Source organism: Nocardia glycosmidis (assembly GCF_052545115.1).
The window spans coordinates 24,067-40,581 of sequence record NZ_JBQWRH010000009.1; the positions used below are offsets into that span (position 1 = coordinate 24,067).

General features: G+C 67.4%; 15 protein-coding genes. 10 read left to right on the forward strand and 5 right to left on the reverse strand.

Annotated features, from left to right (window positions below):
* Window positions 1-21: 21 nt before the first annotated feature.
* The 9 genes from ACT86A_RS13360 (at window position 22) to ACT86A_RS13400 (ending at window position 9,028) form a co-directional block, all read left to right on the forward strand.
* Window positions 22-813, forward strand: coding sequence for an enoyl-CoA hydratase/isomerase family protein (locus ACT86A_RS13360; RefSeq protein ID WP_445092413.1), 792 nt, complete (start codon window positions 22-24; stop codon window positions 811-813).
* On the forward strand, window positions 810-2,063 hold the full coding sequence (locus ACT86A_RS13365; RefSeq protein ID WP_445092414.1) for an acyl-CoA dehydrogenase family protein: 1,254 nt from the start codon (window positions 810-812) through the stop codon (window positions 2,061-2,063). Before ACT86A_RS13360 ends, ACT86A_RS13365 begins: the two co-directional genes overlap by 4 nt.
* A complete protein-coding gene (locus tag ACT86A_RS13370; RefSeq protein WP_445092415.1) occupies window positions 2,060-2,818 on the forward strand; it encodes an SDR family NAD(P)-dependent oxidoreductase in 759 nt (252 codons plus the stop codon). The genes ACT86A_RS13365 and ACT86A_RS13370 overlap by 4 nt, the downstream gene beginning before the upstream one ends.
* A gap of 33 nt (window positions 2,819-2,851) precedes the next feature.
* A complete protein-coding gene (locus ACT86A_RS13375) occupies window positions 2,852-3,727 on the forward strand; it encodes a 3-hydroxyacyl-CoA dehydrogenase family protein (RefSeq protein ID WP_445092416.1) in 876 nt (291 codons plus the stop codon).
* Window positions 3,728-3,765: 38 nt separating this feature from the next.
* Entirely contained in the window at window positions 3,766-4,629 is an 864-nt protein-coding gene (locus tag ACT86A_RS13380; RefSeq protein ID WP_445092417.1) for a 3-hydroxyacyl-CoA dehydrogenase family protein, read from the forward strand.
* The gene (locus tag ACT86A_RS13385; protein WP_445092418.1) at window positions 4,626-5,405 is read left to right on the forward strand and encodes an enoyl-CoA hydratase-related protein; all 780 of its coding nucleotides are present in this window, start codon (window positions 4,626-4,628) and stop codon (window positions 5,403-5,405) included. The genes ACT86A_RS13380 and ACT86A_RS13385 overlap by 4 nt, the downstream gene beginning before the upstream one ends.
* The gene (locus ACT86A_RS13390; protein WP_445092419.1) at window positions 5,402-6,451 is read left to right on the forward strand and encodes an acyl-CoA dehydrogenase family protein; all 1,050 of its coding nucleotides are present in this window, start codon (window positions 5,402-5,404) and stop codon (window positions 6,449-6,451) included. The genes ACT86A_RS13385 and ACT86A_RS13390 overlap by 4 nt, the downstream gene beginning before the upstream one ends.
* Window positions 6,448-8,118 (forward strand): AMP-binding protein, encoded by a 1,671-nt coding sequence (locus ACT86A_RS13395; RefSeq protein ID WP_445092420.1) that lies wholly within the window; start codon window positions 6,448-6,450, stop codon window positions 8,116-8,118. Before ACT86A_RS13390 ends, ACT86A_RS13395 begins: the two co-directional genes overlap by 4 nt.
* Window positions 8,119-8,218: 100 nt before the next feature.
* Window positions 8,219-9,028: a FadR/GntR family transcriptional regulator gene (locus tag ACT86A_RS13400; protein ID WP_445092421.1), complete on the forward strand. Its 810-nt coding sequence runs from the start codon at window positions 8,219-8,221 to the stop codon at window positions 9,026-9,028.
* Here ACT86A_RS13400 and ACT86A_RS13405 read toward each other — a convergent pair.
* The 5 genes from ACT86A_RS13405 to ACT86A_RS13425 all read right to left on the reverse strand — a co-directional run bounded on the left by ACT86A_RS13405 (window position 8,977) and on the right by ACT86A_RS13425 (window position 15,038).
* Window positions 8,977-9,483, reverse strand: coding sequence for a nuclear transport factor 2 family protein (locus tag ACT86A_RS13405; RefSeq protein ID WP_445092422.1), 507 nt, complete (start codon window positions 9,481-9,483; stop codon window positions 8,977-8,979). The genes ACT86A_RS13400 and ACT86A_RS13405 overlap by 52 nt on opposite strands.
* A gap of 111 nt (window positions 9,484-9,594) precedes the next feature.
* Window positions 9,595-10,749 (reverse strand): acyl-CoA dehydrogenase family protein, encoded by a 1,155-nt coding sequence (locus ACT86A_RS13410; protein WP_445092423.1) that lies wholly within the window; start codon window positions 10,747-10,749, stop codon window positions 9,595-9,597.
* On the reverse strand, window positions 10,742-11,605 hold the full coding sequence (locus ACT86A_RS13415) for an SDR family oxidoreductase (RefSeq protein ID WP_445092424.1): 864 nt from the start codon (window positions 11,603-11,605) through the stop codon (window positions 10,742-10,744). Before ACT86A_RS13415 ends, ACT86A_RS13410 begins: the two co-directional genes overlap by 8 nt.
* On the reverse strand, window positions 11,602-13,755 hold the full coding sequence (locus tag ACT86A_RS13420) for a 3-hydroxyacyl-CoA dehydrogenase NAD-binding domain-containing protein (RefSeq protein WP_445092573.1): 2,154 nt from the start codon (window positions 13,753-13,755) through the stop codon (window positions 11,602-11,604). The genes ACT86A_RS13415 and ACT86A_RS13420 overlap by 4 nt, the downstream gene beginning before the upstream one ends.
* A 53-nt stretch (window positions 13,756-13,808) precedes the next feature.
* Entirely contained in the window at window positions 13,809-15,038 is a 1,230-nt protein-coding gene (locus ACT86A_RS13425) for an acetyl-CoA C-acetyltransferase (protein WP_445092425.1), read from the reverse strand.
* A 131-nt stretch (window positions 15,039-15,169) separates the two neighbouring features.
* On the opposite strand from ACT86A_RS13425, the gene ACT86A_RS13430 reads away from it, so the two are divergent.
* Window positions 15,170-16,384: a TetR/AcrR family transcriptional regulator gene (locus ACT86A_RS13430; protein WP_445092426.1), complete on the forward strand. Its 1,215-nt coding sequence runs from the start codon at window positions 15,170-15,172 to the stop codon at window positions 16,382-16,384.
* The last annotated feature ends 131 nt before the right edge of the window (window positions 16,385-16,515 follow it).

Sequence of the window (16,515 nt, forward strand, 5' to 3'; positions counted from 1 at the left end):
TAGATAAGGAAGCGATCATTGATGTCCGACGACGCGATCGAGATCGATCGGGACGGCAAGGTTACGCTCGTCCGGATCAACCGTCCGAAGGTCCACAACGCGCTCGACGCCGACGCGCTCGAGGCTCTCGATGCCGCGGTGCGCGAGGCGGCCGCGAGCGGGTCCGTCCGGGCCGTGGTCGTGACCGGCGCGGGGAGTAAGGCATTCAGCGCCGGTGCTGATCTCGACCAGCTCAAGGGACTCGACGCCGCCGAAGCGCAGCACGTGCTGCGCACGGGCCAACGGATTTTCGCCGGTATCGAACACAGTCCCGTGCCGATCATCGCCGCCGTGAACGGGCTGGCCCTCGGCGGCGGATTCGAACTGGTGCTCGCCGCTACGTTCGCCATCCTGTCGACCGAAGCCTCCTTCGGCCTGCCGGAGTCCGGACTCGGCCTGATCCCCGGCTACGGCGGGACACAGCGGCTTTCCCGGATCACGGGTCCCGCGGTCGCCGCACACCTGATGCTCACCGGCTCGCGGCTGTCCGCGCAGCGCGCGTATGAACTCGGCCTGAGCCCGTTGCCGCCGGTCGCCCCGGAAGAGTTGGTCCCGGCCGCGATGCGAGTGGCGGATCAGATCGCGGCCCGCGGCCCGCGCGCACATGCCGCGATTCTGCAGGCGCTGCGCGCCGGCGCTCCGCAACCACACGAACTCGCGCTCGAGACGGCGCTGGCCGCGGTGGCGACCGGCAGTGCCGAGGCCAGGGAAGGCATCGCCGCCTTCAAGCAGCGCCGTACCGCGGTGTTCCCGGACCTACCGGGTGGGTGGTGAGCGGCGTGTCGGGCATCACGGAGTTGTTCCGGGACGAAACGGACCCGGTTCGCTATATCGCTCTGCAACGGGCGGTTGACGAGCCGGCGAGTGACCAGCTCCTCGACGAGCGGGAAACCGAGGTGCGGGACCGGACACGCGAGGTCGTCGCATGCGAGGTGCTGCCGCGTGCCGCCGCACTGGACCGCAGCCACACCTTCGCGCATGAGAGCTACCAGGCATTGGCCGCGGCGGGCTTGGGCGGCCTGATCTTCCCGCGGCGCTGGGGCGGCACGGAGGACACCAACGTCGCGTACGCGATGGCGATGGAGGAGATCGCCGCGGGTTGTCCGGCCACCAGCCTCGTCTACATGACCCAGATGCACGCGGCATATCCGATCTGGCGCGCGGGCTCCGAGCAGCTCGCATCCCGATTGATTCCCGGGTTGCTCGACGGGACGCGCTATGGGTCGCTCGCGATCACCGAGCCCGAAGCCGGCAGCGACGCGGCCGCACTGCGAACACGGGCCACAGCGGTGCGAGCAGATGGATTGCTCACGGGGTACCGGCTCAGCGGTTCGAAGACCTTCATCACAACCGGCGACCGCGCCGACGTGGTCATCTGCTTCGCCACCGTGGACGCGGCCCGCAAACGTCGTGGGATCACCGCGCTCGTCGTGGAGGGTGCGGCCGACGGGCTCACCCGTGGGCGGCCCTTCGACAAGATGGGGATGCACGGATCGTCCACCGCCGAACTGTTCTTCGCCGACGTCGAGGTACCGCTGGAGAACCTGCTCGGTGCTGAGGGCGAAGGTTGGCCGATCGTGACCGCCTCCGTTGTCAAGTCGCGAATCAGCGCCGCGGCTCAGGGCATCGGGATCGCGCGGGCGGTGTACACGCGCACCCTGTCGGCCCTGCACCGGCTGCACGGGCCCGCGCTTCCGGACGAGACGACGTTCGCCCTGGCGGAGCTGCGCGGTGAGATCTTGCGCGGCCGGCTCCTGTTGCTGGCCGTCGCACGCGAGGTGGACCGCTCCGAGTCACCCGCACCGGGCCGGATCGGGATCATGAAGCAGAGCTGCACCGACCTGGGCTGGCGTGCGGCTGTCGAAGCGACCCGGCTGCTCGGACCATTCGGCGACCTCGCCGACATCGGTGTGGAGCGCTACCTGCGTGACGCGAAGGTCACACAGATCTATGACGGGACGAATGAGGTGCAGCGCCTGCTCATCGGGCGTGACATCGCGCGCAGTATCGGAGAGCTGGTGTGAACGGAAGAGCCCTGGAGGGAAAGGTCGCGGTGGTTACCGGCGCCGGGCGTGGCCTGGGCCGGACGATCGCGGGAGCGCTGTCGGAGGCTGGCGCGGCGGTGACCGTGGCGTCACGCACGCCCGAGCAACTCGCGTCGTTCGTCGCCGAAACCGACGCGCTCGGCGGTCGCGCGCTGGCCGTGCCGACCGATGTCACCGACGAGCAAGCCGTCCGGGAGTTGGTCGATCGGACGCTGGAGGCCTTCGGCCGGATCGACATCCTGGTCAACAACTCCGGCGTCCTGTCCTCGGTCCCCCTGCTGGAGCAGCAAGCCGGGGACTGGGACCGCGTCATCGACACCAACCTGCGCGGTATCTACCTGACCACGCGCGCTGTGGGCAGGCACCTCGTCGAACAGGGCTCGGGCAAGGTGATCAACATCGCCTCCAACTTCGGGCTGATGGGTGTGCCCCACCACGCGGCCTACGCGGTGTCCAAAGCGGGGATCATCGCCTTCACCAAATGCATGGCGGTGGAGTGGGCCCGGAACAACGTGCAGGTCAATGCCCTGGCGCCGGGCTACTTCGCCACCGAGCTGAATTCGGCGCTACGCGCCGACAGCGCCGCCACGGCCAAGGTCCTGCGAGCCATCCCCGCGCGCCGGATGGGCGAGGCCGCCGAGCTCGCGCCGTGGGTCCTGCTGCTCGCCGGCGCCGCCTCGGACTTCATGACCGGCGAGACGATCGTCATCGACGGTGGCCAGTCCGCGCGATGACCAAACCTGCAATGCCAAGGAGATGAGTTCACCATGACCAAGGTCACGACCGTCGCTGTGCTGGGCGCGGGAACGATGGGATCCGGGATAGCCACAGTGGCCACCCGCGCAGGCCACCGCACGATCCTGCACGACCTCACCGAGGAGCGCGTCGAGCGCGGCATCGCCACGGTCCGAGGTTTCCTCACCAAGAGTATGGAGCTGGGGCGATTGTCACCCGAACAGGGTGAGACCGCCATCGCCGGCTTGACCGGCACCACCGATCTCGCGGACCTCGCTGGATGCGACGTCGTCATCGAGGCCGTCTTCGAAGACCTGGGTACGAAGAAAGACCTGTTCGGTGAATTGGACGGGATCGTCTCGGAGTCGACGGTGTTCCACACCAATACCTCCACGCTGTCGGTTACGGCGATCGCGTCCGGGTCGCGCCGCCCCGAGCGTGTCGTGGGTACGCACTACTGCAATCCGGCGCCCCTGATGAAGCTCGTCGAGGTCGCCCGCGGTCAGCACACCGCGGACTGGGCGTACAAGGTGACCGCTGACTACCTGGCGTCCGTCGGCAAGACGGTGGTCGTCGCCAAGGACATGCCGGGCTTCATCGTGAACCGGTTCCTGATTCCGTGGGAGAACAGTTGCATCCGCGCCCTGGAAGCGGGATTGGGCACCAAGGAGTCCATCGACGCCGCGGTGACGGGGGCGCTCGGTCACCCCATGGGGCCGTTCCGGCTGCTCGATGTCGTCGGCATGGACATCCACCAGCAGGTAGCGATGCGGCTCTACGAGCAGTTGCGCGAGCCCCGATTCGCGCCGCCACCCATGGTCGAGCGGATGGTCGCCGCCGGCGACCTCGGACGCAAGACAGGCCGTGGCTTCTACACCTACGACGACACGCGGTTGTTCGGTTCCTGACCGTTTCGCCTCGACATTCCAGCAGCAAGGGAGCAGCAATGCCAGAGTTCGACAGGGTAGCCGTCCTCGGCGGGGGCACCATGGGCCGGGGGATCGCGCAGGTGGCGGCCCAGGCGGGTTGCCAAGTGACAGTCGTGGAGACCAGTGGCGAACGGCTCGACGCAGCCATCGTCGGCATAGGGGACTTCCTCGATGGCGGCGTTCGCCGCGGCAAAATCACCCAGGACGAACGCGCCGCCGTTCTCGAACGGGTGCGTGGCACGACCTCGATCGCCGACCTGACCGATATCCAGCTCGTGATCGAGGCGGTCACCGAGGATCGTGCGGTCAAGCGGGAACTGCTCGCCGAGGTCGCCGGCACCGTGCCCGAGGGAACCGTCATCGTCACCAACACCTCGGCACTGGCGGTGTCCGATCTCGCGACGGCGGTCAGGTCGCCGCAGCGGTTCGCCGGGCTGCACTTCTTCAACCCGGCGCCCCTGATGAAGGTCGTCGAGGTCGTGCGGGCGCTGCAGACCTCGCAGGAGGTGTTCGATCGGCTCATGGCGTTCACCGGGGAGCTGGGGAAGGACGCGGTGCCGGTGAAAGACCGGCCAGGATTCCTGGTGAACCGCCTTTTGATGCCCTATCTGAACGACGTGATCCAGGCCTTCGACGACGGCTTGGCCACCGCGGAGGATTTGGACACCGCCATCCGGCTGGGGCTCGGCTACAAGCAAGGGCCCATGGAACTGCTCGACATGATCGGCCTGGACGTTCACGAGCATGCGGCCCGCAGCGCCTATGAGGCGATCCTCGACCCCGCATTCGCGCCGCCGCCGCTCCTGCAGGCGATGGTCGCGGCAGGCCGGTTGGGCAACAAGACCAGCAACGGTTTCCGTGACTTGGAGGTGGACGCGTGACCGTCTACGAGGACATCCTGGTCGACCGTGACGGCGCGGTTCTCACACTCACCATCAACCGGGAGAAGGCCGACAACAAGGTCCGCCATCAGACCTGCCTGGAGCTCGCTGACGCGCTCCAGCGTTTCCGGCTGGACCGGCAGCTGCGTGCTGCGGTGCTGACAGGTGCCGGGGACAAGTTCTTCTGCATCGGCGGCGAACACGACGAGACAACGTCGCTGGACCAGTCACAGGTGCTGCCGATCATCGACGTATATCAGGCGATCGACACCATCCCCAAGCCCGTCGTCGCCGCGGTGAACGGGTTCGCGGTCGGGGGCGGCAACGTGCTGGCCAACGTCTGCGACCTCACCATCGCCTCGGAGAACGCGGTGTTCCGGCAGGTCGGTCCGCTCGTCGGCAGTTTCGACGCAGGCTACGGCACCTGGTATCTCGAGGACTCGATCGGCCGCAAGCGCGCCAAGGAGATGTGGTACCTCAACCGCAAGTACTCCGCGCAGGAGGCCTTCGCCCGAGGTCTGGTCAACGAGGTCGTTGCGCCCGCGGAGCTGCTCGAGCGCGCCCACGCGGTGGCCCGTGAGATCACCTCCCGGAGTCCGCTTGCGATCGGCGCGCTCAAGGCCGCCTTTTCTGCTCGGCACAACGGAGTGTCGGGGCAGGCGCGGATGGCCCATGACCAGCATTTGACCGTCTACTTGACCACGGCCGAGGCACACGAGATGAACGCGGCGTTCCGCGAGCGCAGGGACGCCGACCCGGAGAGGTTCTGGCGATGACCTGGTCCGGCGCCGCTCTGTCGCAGGATCAGGCGGATCTGGTGGATCTGGTCGGCGCGGTCATTGGCAAACACGGGGACGCGCCTGTCGGCGACGACCCCGGCGAGGCCGCACGTGCGCGGGAATCGCTTGCCGAGGCGGGTCTGTGGACGCTCGGTGTGCCCGAGAGCCAGGGCGGGGGAGGCGCACCGCTCGCGCTGCGGCAAACCGCCCTGTGTGCCTTGGGCCGGCGGTGGACCGCGTGGGCGTGGGCCTGCGCGCAAGCCCACGCGGCCGCCGAGATCCTGGTCTGCGACACCGGCGGCCTTCTGTCCCGCATCCATGCCGGCGAGCCGGTCGCCGTCGTCGACACCGCCGTTCCCGGCGTAGAGCTCGAAGCTGCCGACGGGTACATCCGCGGGCGGGTGTGGCGGCTCGATCCGGCCGGCGATGATCCGCATGTGGTGGTCCTCGTGGACGATTCGACCGCATGGATTCTTCCGCCGGACACGGTGCGGCGGGTGCGGCAGCTGCGCCGCACCGGGATGGCGGGTGCGCTGACGGTCACGGCGGATGTGGCGGCGGCAGTCGATGGCGGGGTGATCGTGACCGGCGCGCCGGTCGACGAGGTGCGCGCCCGCCTGCGGCTCGGTGGGGCAGCGATCGCGGCGGGTATCGCGATCGAGGCCGCGGAACGAAGCCTCGAGTATTCGCGTACACGCATTCAGTTCGCGGCTCCGCTGACCGAGCTGCCGACCGTCCGCGCTTCCCTGTTCGACCAGGCGGGGCAGGCCACCGACGCGCTGGCGCTCGCCCTCGGCGCCGAGCCGTCGCCGCTTCGGGCGGCGGCCGTGCTGGCCGGAAACTGCGAGCGCGCGATCGCCACGGCCACCGCCGCGGTGCAATCCCACGGCGGGTACGGCTACCTGGCCGAGTACGGCATCGAACGCCTTCTGCGCGACGCCGTGTCGCTGCGCGCGGCGACCGGCGCCCTCGCCGGTGCCCGATCCGGTGCGGCCGTGTTGACCGGTCCCTCCGACAGCAAAGCTATGAGGAAACTCCCATGACCGTGACCTTGGCCGGGCTCATCGAGTCAGGCGAAACGTGGATAACCGAGGCGGACGCCGCGCGCTTCCGGGCCGACGACAACTGGGAGAAGCGCACCATCCGTGCGGTCCTGGCCGACGTCGTCGCGGCCGATCCGGACCGGAAGGCGCTCGTCGGCCATCGGACCGACGGCACCACCGAGCGCATGAGTTACCGCGAATTGGACACCGCCGCGACGCACGCCGCGGCGGTGTTGACCCACCTGGGCGTCGAGGCAGGTGATGTGGTCGCGGTGATGCTCCCGAACTGGATCGAGTATGCCGCGCTGCTGTTCGGTATCAACGAGATCGGCGCGATCTACACCGGGATACCGGTGGCCTACGGTGAACGCCAAGCGGCGGCGATCTTGCGCAACAGCAAGGCCAAGGTCTTGGTGGTGCCCCGCCGGTGGCGGAGCGTGGAGCACCTCACGCTCGCCCGGCGGCTGCGAACCGAGCTGCCGTGCCTCGAGCACATCGTCGTTCTCGACGAGGACGGATCGGATCTCGATGCGGGCGAGCACCTGTGGTCGGCGTACACGGATCTGCCGGGTATCGGCGCGGTCGCGGCCGGAGAGCCCACCGACGTCTGCTATCTCGGGTTCACTTCAGGCACGACGGGTGAGCCGAAGGGCGCGATGCACACGCACGAGACGTTGATCCACAGCGTCCGCCGGCTCGTCGAACATCTCGGCGCGACGACATTCGGTGACCCGATGGTGCAGCTGGTCGCCTCGCCTACCGGGCACCACACAGGTTTCGTCTGGGGCGTGCTGTGCACCATTTATATGGCCGGCACCGGCGTGCACGTTGATCGCTGGGACCCGAAGTGGGGCGTGGATATCATCCGCCAGGAGAAAATCACCACGTTCTTCGGCGCCCCGGCCTTCCTCCAGGACATGTTGCGCACCGATCTGGCCGACGACCGGGAATGCCCGCTGCGGTGCGTGGTGGTTGCCGGTTCCTCGGTCCCGCGGACGCTGCCGACGCGGGCCGCTGAGGCATTCGGCGCCTACGTCGCGCCTGCCTGGGGCATGACCGAGTGCAGCATCAATATCTCGTGCACGCCGTCGGCGCCTGCCGAGATCCTGACGACCGATGGATCCGTCTTCGACGGGTCACAGGCCCGGGTGGTCGGCGACGACGGTCGCGACCTGCCGCCCGGCGCGACCGGCGAGCTGCTCGTGCGTGGGCCCTCGCTGTTCCTCGGCTATTTCGAACGCCCAGACGCGACCGCCGCGGCTTTCGCGCGAGGAGGCTGGTTCCGCACTGGCGACACGGCGTCGATCGACGAGCACGGCTGGGTGTCGCTACGTGGGCGCACCAAGGACATCATCATTCGCGGTGGCGAGAACATTCCGGTGACGGAGATCGAGACTCTGCTGTTCGACCATCCTGCTGTCGTGAATGCCGCCGTCGTCGCTGTCCCCGACGCGCGGCTCGGCGAGCGCGCGTGCGCGGTGGTGACGCTGGAATCGGGTGCGCGCCTAGAACTCGGCGAGCTGTGCGAGTTCCTGGCCACTGCGGGGTTGTCGAAGCATTACCTGCCAGAACGGCTCGTCGTGCTCGACGAGTTGCCGATGACCCAGAGCGGCAAGATCCAGAAGTTCAAGCTGCGCGAGCTACTGGCACCGGAAATATCGGGGTGACAGGCGCGGATGACAGGTGCGCAGGCGCCGAGTTCTATGCTGGAACGACGAAGAGTGGGTCGGTGCGGAGTCGCGGCGCGTTGCGGGCTGGAGTGTGGTTGTGACTACTGAGGTTGACGAGGTAGACCGTGGTGGTCCCAATGGGGCCGCGATCCTCGGTCACCGAGTATTGCGTCCCAGACAGCAGGTGGAGGAGGCGCTGCGGACGGCGGTCTTGAGCGGTCAATTGCGCACGGGCGAGCGCCTGCCCCCGGAGACGGAGCTGGCACGTCAGTTCCGTGTCAGCAGGCCGACCATCCGGGAGGCTTTGTCGGCCCTGGAGACCCAGGGCCTGATCCGTAAGGCGCAGGGCGCGGGCGGCGGCAGCTTCGTTCAGACTGTCGACCACCACGCGTTGGGGGAGATCGTGCAGGAGTCGGTGCACAATCTGCTGCAGCTCGGCACGGTCAGTTTCGACGAGGTCGCGATGGTGCGTCAGCATCTCGAAGTGCCGTCGGCGATCCTTGCCGCGCGCAACCGGACCGACGCGGACATCGCCGAGCTTCGCCAGTTGCTCGATGAGCAACGGACTCGCTCCGTCGACGATCCGGCGGTCCCGGAGCTGGACGCGCAGTTTCATATCGCTATCGCGCGGATATCCGGCAATCGCGTTCTCGCTGCCCTGGTCTACGCGGTCCACCGCGAGTCCGAGCCGGTCAGCTACCTCGATTTGTCCGCAGAGGTGGGGCGGGAGACCTACCTGCAGCACGAGTCGATCGTGCATGCGATCGCCGAGGGCGACAGCGCCGCCGCGGAGCAAGCGATCACCGCCCATCTGACCTATCTCCGCAACCACATCAAAGCCGCCAACGGCGAGAGTCAGGACGCGTCCGCTGCGGTCAGGCCCCGCCGCAGCAAGGACAGCAGGTAGGCGCCGCCGATCTTCCCGTCGCGCGGCGGCAGGGCGCCGAGCTGCCGCATCATCTCGGTGATCTCGTACTGCCCGAGGTACTGGGAGAGCAGACCGTCGGTGAACTTCAGGAAGATGTCGCAACCATAGGTGGAGAAGCGGCGGGTGGGGTCGAGCTGAGGTGGACCGCTGCCCTCCTGGCGAAACAGGACCACCGCTCGGCCGTTCTCCGGCGCGGTGAACAATTGCACCTCTTCGAACTGGACGTCCGGCATCGCTGCCCAGATGCGGTCGATGTACTCCGCCATGGCGGCTTTGCCGCGGATGACTTCGGTCCAGAAAACAGTGTCGTCCCAAACGATGTCGGGATGTAGCAGGGCCAGGACCTGCTCGGTGTCATGCGAATTCCACGCCGCGAGCCACCGGTCGGCGAACTCACGCAGGAATGCGGTATCGGGCGTAGTGCCGAGACTCATGATGCAGTACCTCGATTACAGAAGATGCCTTCTCGGGAGATGCCATAGCCGGGACACCGCCCGGCGCAGGCTCTGTCGGTCAGCGTTACCGGTGCGGTCATCCCGATGTCCTCAGAGACCGAGGTCACGACCGATGATCTCTTTCATGATCTCGGTCGTGCCGCCGTAGATGGTCTGGATCCGGGCGTCGGCAAATGCCCTGCTGACCGGGTATTCGCGCATGTAACCGTAGCCACCGTGCAGTTGCAGGCAGCGGTCGGCGACCCGGACCTGCAGCTCGGTGCACCACCACTTCGCCTTGGCGGCCTTCACCGCGCTCAACTGTCTTCGCGTGTGCAGGGCCACGCAGTGATCCACGAAGATGCGGGCGATCTCTACCTCGGTGTGCAGCTCGGCCAGCAGGAACCGACTGTTTTGAAAGGACCCGATCGGCTGGCCGAAAGCACGGCGATCGGTGACGTACTGCATGGTGCGAGCCAGGACGCCCTCCGCGGCGCCGACCGCGGTCACCGCCAGAGAAAGCCGTTCCTGGGGCAGATTGCGCATCAGCTGGAAGAATCCTTGGCCCTCTTCGCCGAGCCGGTTGGCCACGGGCACACGCACATTGGTGAAGTGCAGTTCACTTGTGTCCTGGCCGTGCAAGCCCAATTTGTCCAGATTCCGTCCCCGTTCGAAACCGGCCATGCCCCGTTCGACGACGAGCAGGGTCAGGCCGCGGTGCTTGTCGTCGGAGGTACGCGCCGCCACGACGACGAGGTCGGCGTTCTGTCCGTTGGAGATGAATGTCTTGGCGCCGTCGAGGACGTAGTCGTCGCCGTCGCGCACCGCGCGGGTCGCGATACCCGCGAGGTCACTGCCGGTGCCCGGTTCGGTCATCGCGATCGCGCCGATCAGCTCGCCAGAGGTCATGCCGGGCAGCCAGCGCGCCTTCTGCTCCTCGTTCGTCAGATCGAGCAGGTACGGGCCGACGACGTCGTTTTGCAGGGCGAGGCCAAGGCCCGCCGAGCCGTATCCGGCTCGGGCGAACTCTTCATCCAGCACCGCGTTGAAGCGGAAGTCGTCGACGCCGGTTCCGCCGTGCTGCTCCGGGGTGCCGAACAGGAGCATCCCGGCGTCGCCCGCCTTGCGGAACATCGACCTGTCGACGCGCTTGCGTGCCTCCCACTCCTCGTCATGCGGCGCCACTTCGGCTTTGATGAAGGAACGCACGGTCTGGCGGAACAGTTCGTGTTCCTCGTCGTAGGCGCTGTGCGTCGAGTCAGGCACTTTCGCCCCCGGCCAGGAACAGGTCGGTCTGGAGGTCGGCTTCGGCCGCGTCTGCGAACCGGTATCCGCTGAAGTCGGTGATGCCTTCGGCGCGCAGCACTTCGTCGTCGACGAAGCACTGACCGGTGCAGTCGGCAGCCTTGCGGGACAGGATCGCGTGCGCGGCGTCGGCCATGATCTCGGGCGAGCGCGATACGCGCATCGCCGCGTCCCCGCCGACGATGTTCTGGACGGCCGCGGTCGCGATCGTGGTCTTCGGCCACAGGCAGTTCGCGGCCAGCGGCGACGGGTGCTCCTGGCCGGCGAGGCCGATCGTAAGCATCGTCATGGCGTACTTGCTGACGGTGTACGGCGCGTGCGCGTGCATCCAGTAGGGATCGAGGTTCAATGGTGGCGACAGCGTCAGGACGTGCGGGTTGTCGGACTCGTACAGCTGCGGCAACGCGGCGCTGATCATCGCGAAGGTGCCGCGCGCGTTGACGTCGAGCATCAGGTCGTAGCGCTTGATCGGCAGTTTGCCGATGGGGGAGAGGGTGATCGCCGAAGCGTTGTTCACGAGGATATCGATCCCACCGAAGGCGGCCACGGTTTGCTCCACCGCACGCTGGACATCGTCCTCGTTGCGGACATCGCCGACGATGGCCAGGCCGTTGCCGCCGGCCTCCTGGATCTCCGCCACCGCCGTGTGCACGGTACCGGGCAGCCGCGGGTCGGGGGTGTCGGTCTTGGCGAGCAGAGCGATATTCGCGCCATCGCGCGCTGCGCGAACAGCGATGGACAGGCCGATGCCCCGGCTGCCGCCGGACATCAGAATCGTGCGTCCCGCCAGCGGGCGCGCCGAGATTTCGATGCTCACGAGTAGATTTCTCCATTCTCTGCTTTGCGAACGAGGGACGTCGGCGGCGTGAAACGCTCGCCGTAGCGCTCGGCGAGGTCACGGGATCGCGCCACGAATCCCGGCAAACCATCCTCGTACTGGTTGATGTACTGGATAACCCCACCGGTCCACGCGGGGAAGCCGATCCCGAGGATCGAGCCGACATTGGCGTCCTCGACCGCGCGCAGCACGCCCGCGTCCAGGCATCGGACCGTGTCGAGCGCTTCCGCGAAAAGCATGCGCTCCTGCATGTCGATCAACGGAACGGTCAGGTTCGTGCCACCGAAGGCACCGGTCAGACCAGTCCACAGGCCGGCCTTGCGCCCCTCGGAGTACTCGTAGAAGCCCGCACCGGCCGCGCGGCCCTTGCGCCCCAGCTCGTCGATCATCCGGTCGACGACCGCCGCGGCGGGGTGAACCGGCGATTCGACGCCTGCCGCGCGATAGCTCTCGCCGGTCTCCTCGCGGATCTTGCGCATGAGGGTGAGCGACAGTTCGTCGATGAGCGCGAGCGCGCCGACCGGGTAACCGGCCTGTGTCGCCGCCTGCTCGATCGACGCCGCCGGGACGCCCTCGCCGACGAGTGCGATGGCCTCGTTGACGAACTCCAGGATGACGCGGCTGGTGAAGAACCCTCGGCTGTCGTTGACGACGATCGGGGTCTTGCCGATCTGCCGCGCGATGTCGATCGCCTTGGCGAGGGTGGCATCGCTGGTCTTCTCTCCGACCACGATCTCCAGCAGCGCCATCTTGTCCACGGGGGAGAAGAAGTGCAGCCCGATGAAGTCCTCCGGTGCGGACGCCCCTTCCGCCAGATCCGAAATGGGCAGCGTCGAGGTGTTGGAGGCGATCACCGCGCCGGGTGCGAGGTAGGCCACCGTTTCGGAGATGACCTTCTTCTTCAGTGCGGGGTCCTCGAAGACCGCTTCGATGAGCAGGTCCGCGTCCGCGGCGTCGGCGGCGTCGACGGTCGGACGGATCCGTGCGAGGATCTCGTCCCGCTGTTCGGCGGTGATGGTGCCGCGCTGGACGAACTTGTCCAGAATCTTTGCGCTGTAGGCCTTCCCCCGTTCGGCGGCTTCCTGGGACACGTCCTTCAGTACGACGTCGAGACCCGCGCGCGCACTCACATAGGCGATCCCCGCGCCCATCATCCCCGCGCCCAGCACGACGACCTTGCGCGCCCGATGCGGCGGGTACCCCGCGGGCCGGTTGGAGCCTTCGTTGATGGCCTTCATGTCGAAGAACATCGACTTGATGATGTTGGTCGAGATCGGGCTGCAGACCAGCTCGGCGCAGTACCGCGATTCGATCAGCAGCGCGTTGTCGAAGTCGACCTGCGCTCCTTCCACCGCGGCGGCGAGCAGGCTGCGTTGTGCGGGCGCTGGGGACCCGTGCGTGCGGCCGCGCAGGATCGCGGGCAGCGACGGCAGGATGGCGGCCACCGCCGGGTCGGCCGGGGTGCCGCCGGGGATCCGATATCCGGGGCGGTCCCAGGGCTGGGCCGCCGGTTCGGGATTCGCTAGGATCCAGGCCCGGCACACCTCGGTGAGCTGCGCGGCGTCGGTCACCAGCTCGTCCACGAGTCCCTGGCGCAGCGCGGCGGCCGAACGGAACTTCTTTCCGGTCAGCAGGATCTCTTGCAACGCTGTCTGCAGGCCGAACATGCGGACCGTGCGTGCGGTCCCGCCCGCGCCCGGCATCAGCCCGAGCGTCACCTCGGGAAGACCGACGCTGACGCCGGGCCCGTCGAGGGCGACACGGTGATGACAAGCCAAGGCGAGTTCCAGGCCGCCGCCCAGCGAAGCTCCGGCGATCGCCGCGACGACCGGCCTGCCGAGGGTCTCCAGCCGGCGCAGGGCATGCCTGACGCCCCCGAACATAGCTGTGACCTCGGTGATCCGATCCGGCGTCGCCTGCACGATCATGTGCAGATCGCCGCCGGCGAGAAAGGTCTTCTTGGCCGAGGCAATGATCACTCCGGCGATCGAATCGCGTTCGGCCCACAGGTGGTCGACGAGTACGGGCAGTTCGGCGCGAAACCGGTCGTTGATGGTGTTGGCCGACTGGCCGGGATCGTCCATCGTGACGGTCACAATGCCGTCGGAGTCTCGTTCCCAGCGGAACATCGGGTGTTCGAAGTTGTTCACGGAGTGGCTCCCAGTGGGTTGGTGGAGGCGGTTCACAGCCGCTCGATGAGGGTGGCGACGCCCATTCCGGCGCCGATGCACAGGGTGATGACGGCGCGGCGTGCCTGCCTGCGCTCTAGCTCGTCGAGCATGGTGCCGACGAGCATCGCGCCGGTCGCGCCCAGCGGGTGGCCCATCGCGATGGCCCCACCGTTCACATTGATCTTGTCGAGCGGGATGCCGAGATCCTTGGCGTATTTCAGCGGGACGGCCGCGAACGCCTCGTTGATCTCGAACAAATCGATGTCATCGACAGTCAGGCCGACGTGATCGAGCAGTTTGCGCGTCGCCGGGATGGGACCGGTCAGCATGATCGTCGAATCGGCTCCGGAGGTTGCCGTCGCGACCACCCGTGCTCGCGGGGTGAGCCCGTAGCGGGTGCCGATCCGCTCCTCTCCGATCAGCACCAGCGCGGCTCCGTCGACGATGCCCGAGGAGTTGCCGGCGTGGTGCACGTGCTCGATGCGCTCGACCCAGTGGTAACGCTGCAGCGCCACCGCGTCGAAACCGCCCTGCTGCCCGAGCTTTTCGAAGGAAGGCCGCAGCGAGCCGAGCGATTCGGCGGTGGTGCCCGGCCGCATGTGCTCGTCCTGGTCCAGAACGGTTACGCCGTTGCGGTCCCGCACCGGCACGATCGACTTGGTGAAGTAGCCGCCGGACCAGGCGGCCGCGGCGAGGCGTTGCGAGCGTTCGGCGTAGGTGTCGACGGTCTCGCGGGTGAAGCCCTCGATCGTGGCGATCAAATCGGCACCGACTCCCTGCGGGATGAACGAGGTCTGGAAGTTGGTGTCCGGGTCGTTCATCCACGCGCCGCCGTCGACTCCGAGGGGCAGCCGGGACATCGACTCCACGCCGCCCGCGATCACCAGCTGGTCCCAGCCCGAACGCACCTTCTGGGCGGCGGTGTTGACCGCCTCCAGACCCGAGCCGCAGAACCGGTTGAGTTGGACTCCGGCGACCGTGTCGGGCAGTCCGGCTGCCATCGCGGCCGTGCGAGGAAGAACCGATCCCTGGTCGCCTACCGGGGAGACGATCCCCAGGACCAAGTCGTCGATCGCGGCCGGATCCAGGCCGGGGTGCCGGGCACGGAGTTCGTCGATCAGGCCGACCACCAGGGAAACGGGCTTGATGGTGTGCAGGGAGCCCGAACTCTTCCCGCGTCCGCGAGGGGTGCGGATCGCGTCATAGATGAACGCCTCCGATATCGACGGTGAGTTCGACATGGTCTGTCCTTCCGTTGCTTCATCGAATTGCCATTACGGATCCACACTGTATTTTAGTGAATATTAACTAATGAAGTCCAGAGCGGAAACCCGGTCGACGAGAACTGGGCGCAGAACGGAGGACCGAAGGGGTGGCACCAGCGACAACGGACAGTTCCCGCCTCGGTGCGCGCCGGATCCGGGCCGAAGAGCGCAGGCGGCAACTCGCGCAGGAGGCCGCGCGGCGCTTCCACCGGTTCGGCTTCCACCAGGTGTCGCTGGCGGATGTGGCCAACGCGGTCGGTGTGACCGCACCGGCGGTCTACCGGCACTTCCGGAACAAGAACGCCCTGCTCGCCGCAGCTATTGACAACTCGCTGGACGTGGTCGACACCGCGTTCGACCAGGTCCGCGACGATTCGATGCACGCCCTGCTGTTCAGCCTTGCCGGTGCGGCGCTGGACCGACGTGACCTGTGGGTCCTGCTGCAACGAGAGATGCGGCATCTGGACGGCGAGGAGCGTGCGCCGGTCAAGGCCCGTTTCGACGCGTTCGTAGCCCGGTTCTCCGCTCGGATGCGAAGCGCACGACCCGATTTGGACAATGCGCAGAGCGCACTGCTCGTCACGGCGGTCCTGGGAGCGCTGTCCAGTCCGTCGGTGAGTCGGGTGCAGTTGCCGCGCGAGGAGTATCAACAAGTCCTTGTCGCCGCCGCGGCGGCGGTGGCCGGGGCGCGGCTTCCCGAAACAGGCCCGGCCGCGATCCTCGTGCTCGACGCCGACCGCAGGGATGTCGCGCCCTCCCGGGGCGAGGAGCTGCTGGAGACCGCGATCAGGTTGTTCCATGAGCACGGTTACGGCGCGGTCAGCCTGGACGACATCGCGACGGCGGCGGGCTCGACCGGTCCCAGCATCTACTACCACTTCGCGACCAAGTCGGATCTGCTGGTGACGGCATTCACCAGGGCCGCGCACCGGTTCACGATCGATCAGGAGGGGAGGTCGAATACCGCCCTCGATGACCTGGTGCGCGGCTATATAGAGGTCAGCATCGAGCAGCGGCACCTGATCGGCGTCTACGTCACCGAGGCGATCAACCTGCCCCCGCAATACCGCCGCCGGATCGGCGCCGAGCTGTCGGCCAACGTGGATCAGTGGTCGAACGCGCTGGCGCTGCGACGGCCGGACTTGAACGAACAATCGCGTCTCGTGCTGGTGCACGCGGCTCGCGGCGTCGTGAACGACGTCGCTCGAGTCGGTCAGTTGCATGTCCGCCCGCGGATCGGAGTCGAACTCGAGGCCCTGCTCGGCGCGGTACTCGGCGCGGACCTCGGGTTTCCGATGGCCGTGCGGCAACCATCGAGATGAGACTATGATACTTAGTTAATCTTCACTAAGATCAGGCGAGGGAAGTGGCGTCACGCGAACAAGCTGGACCACATCGGCGCCACCGGCTGCCGGCCGCGCGTCGCCGCGGACTCCGGATACAGCGGTCTTTC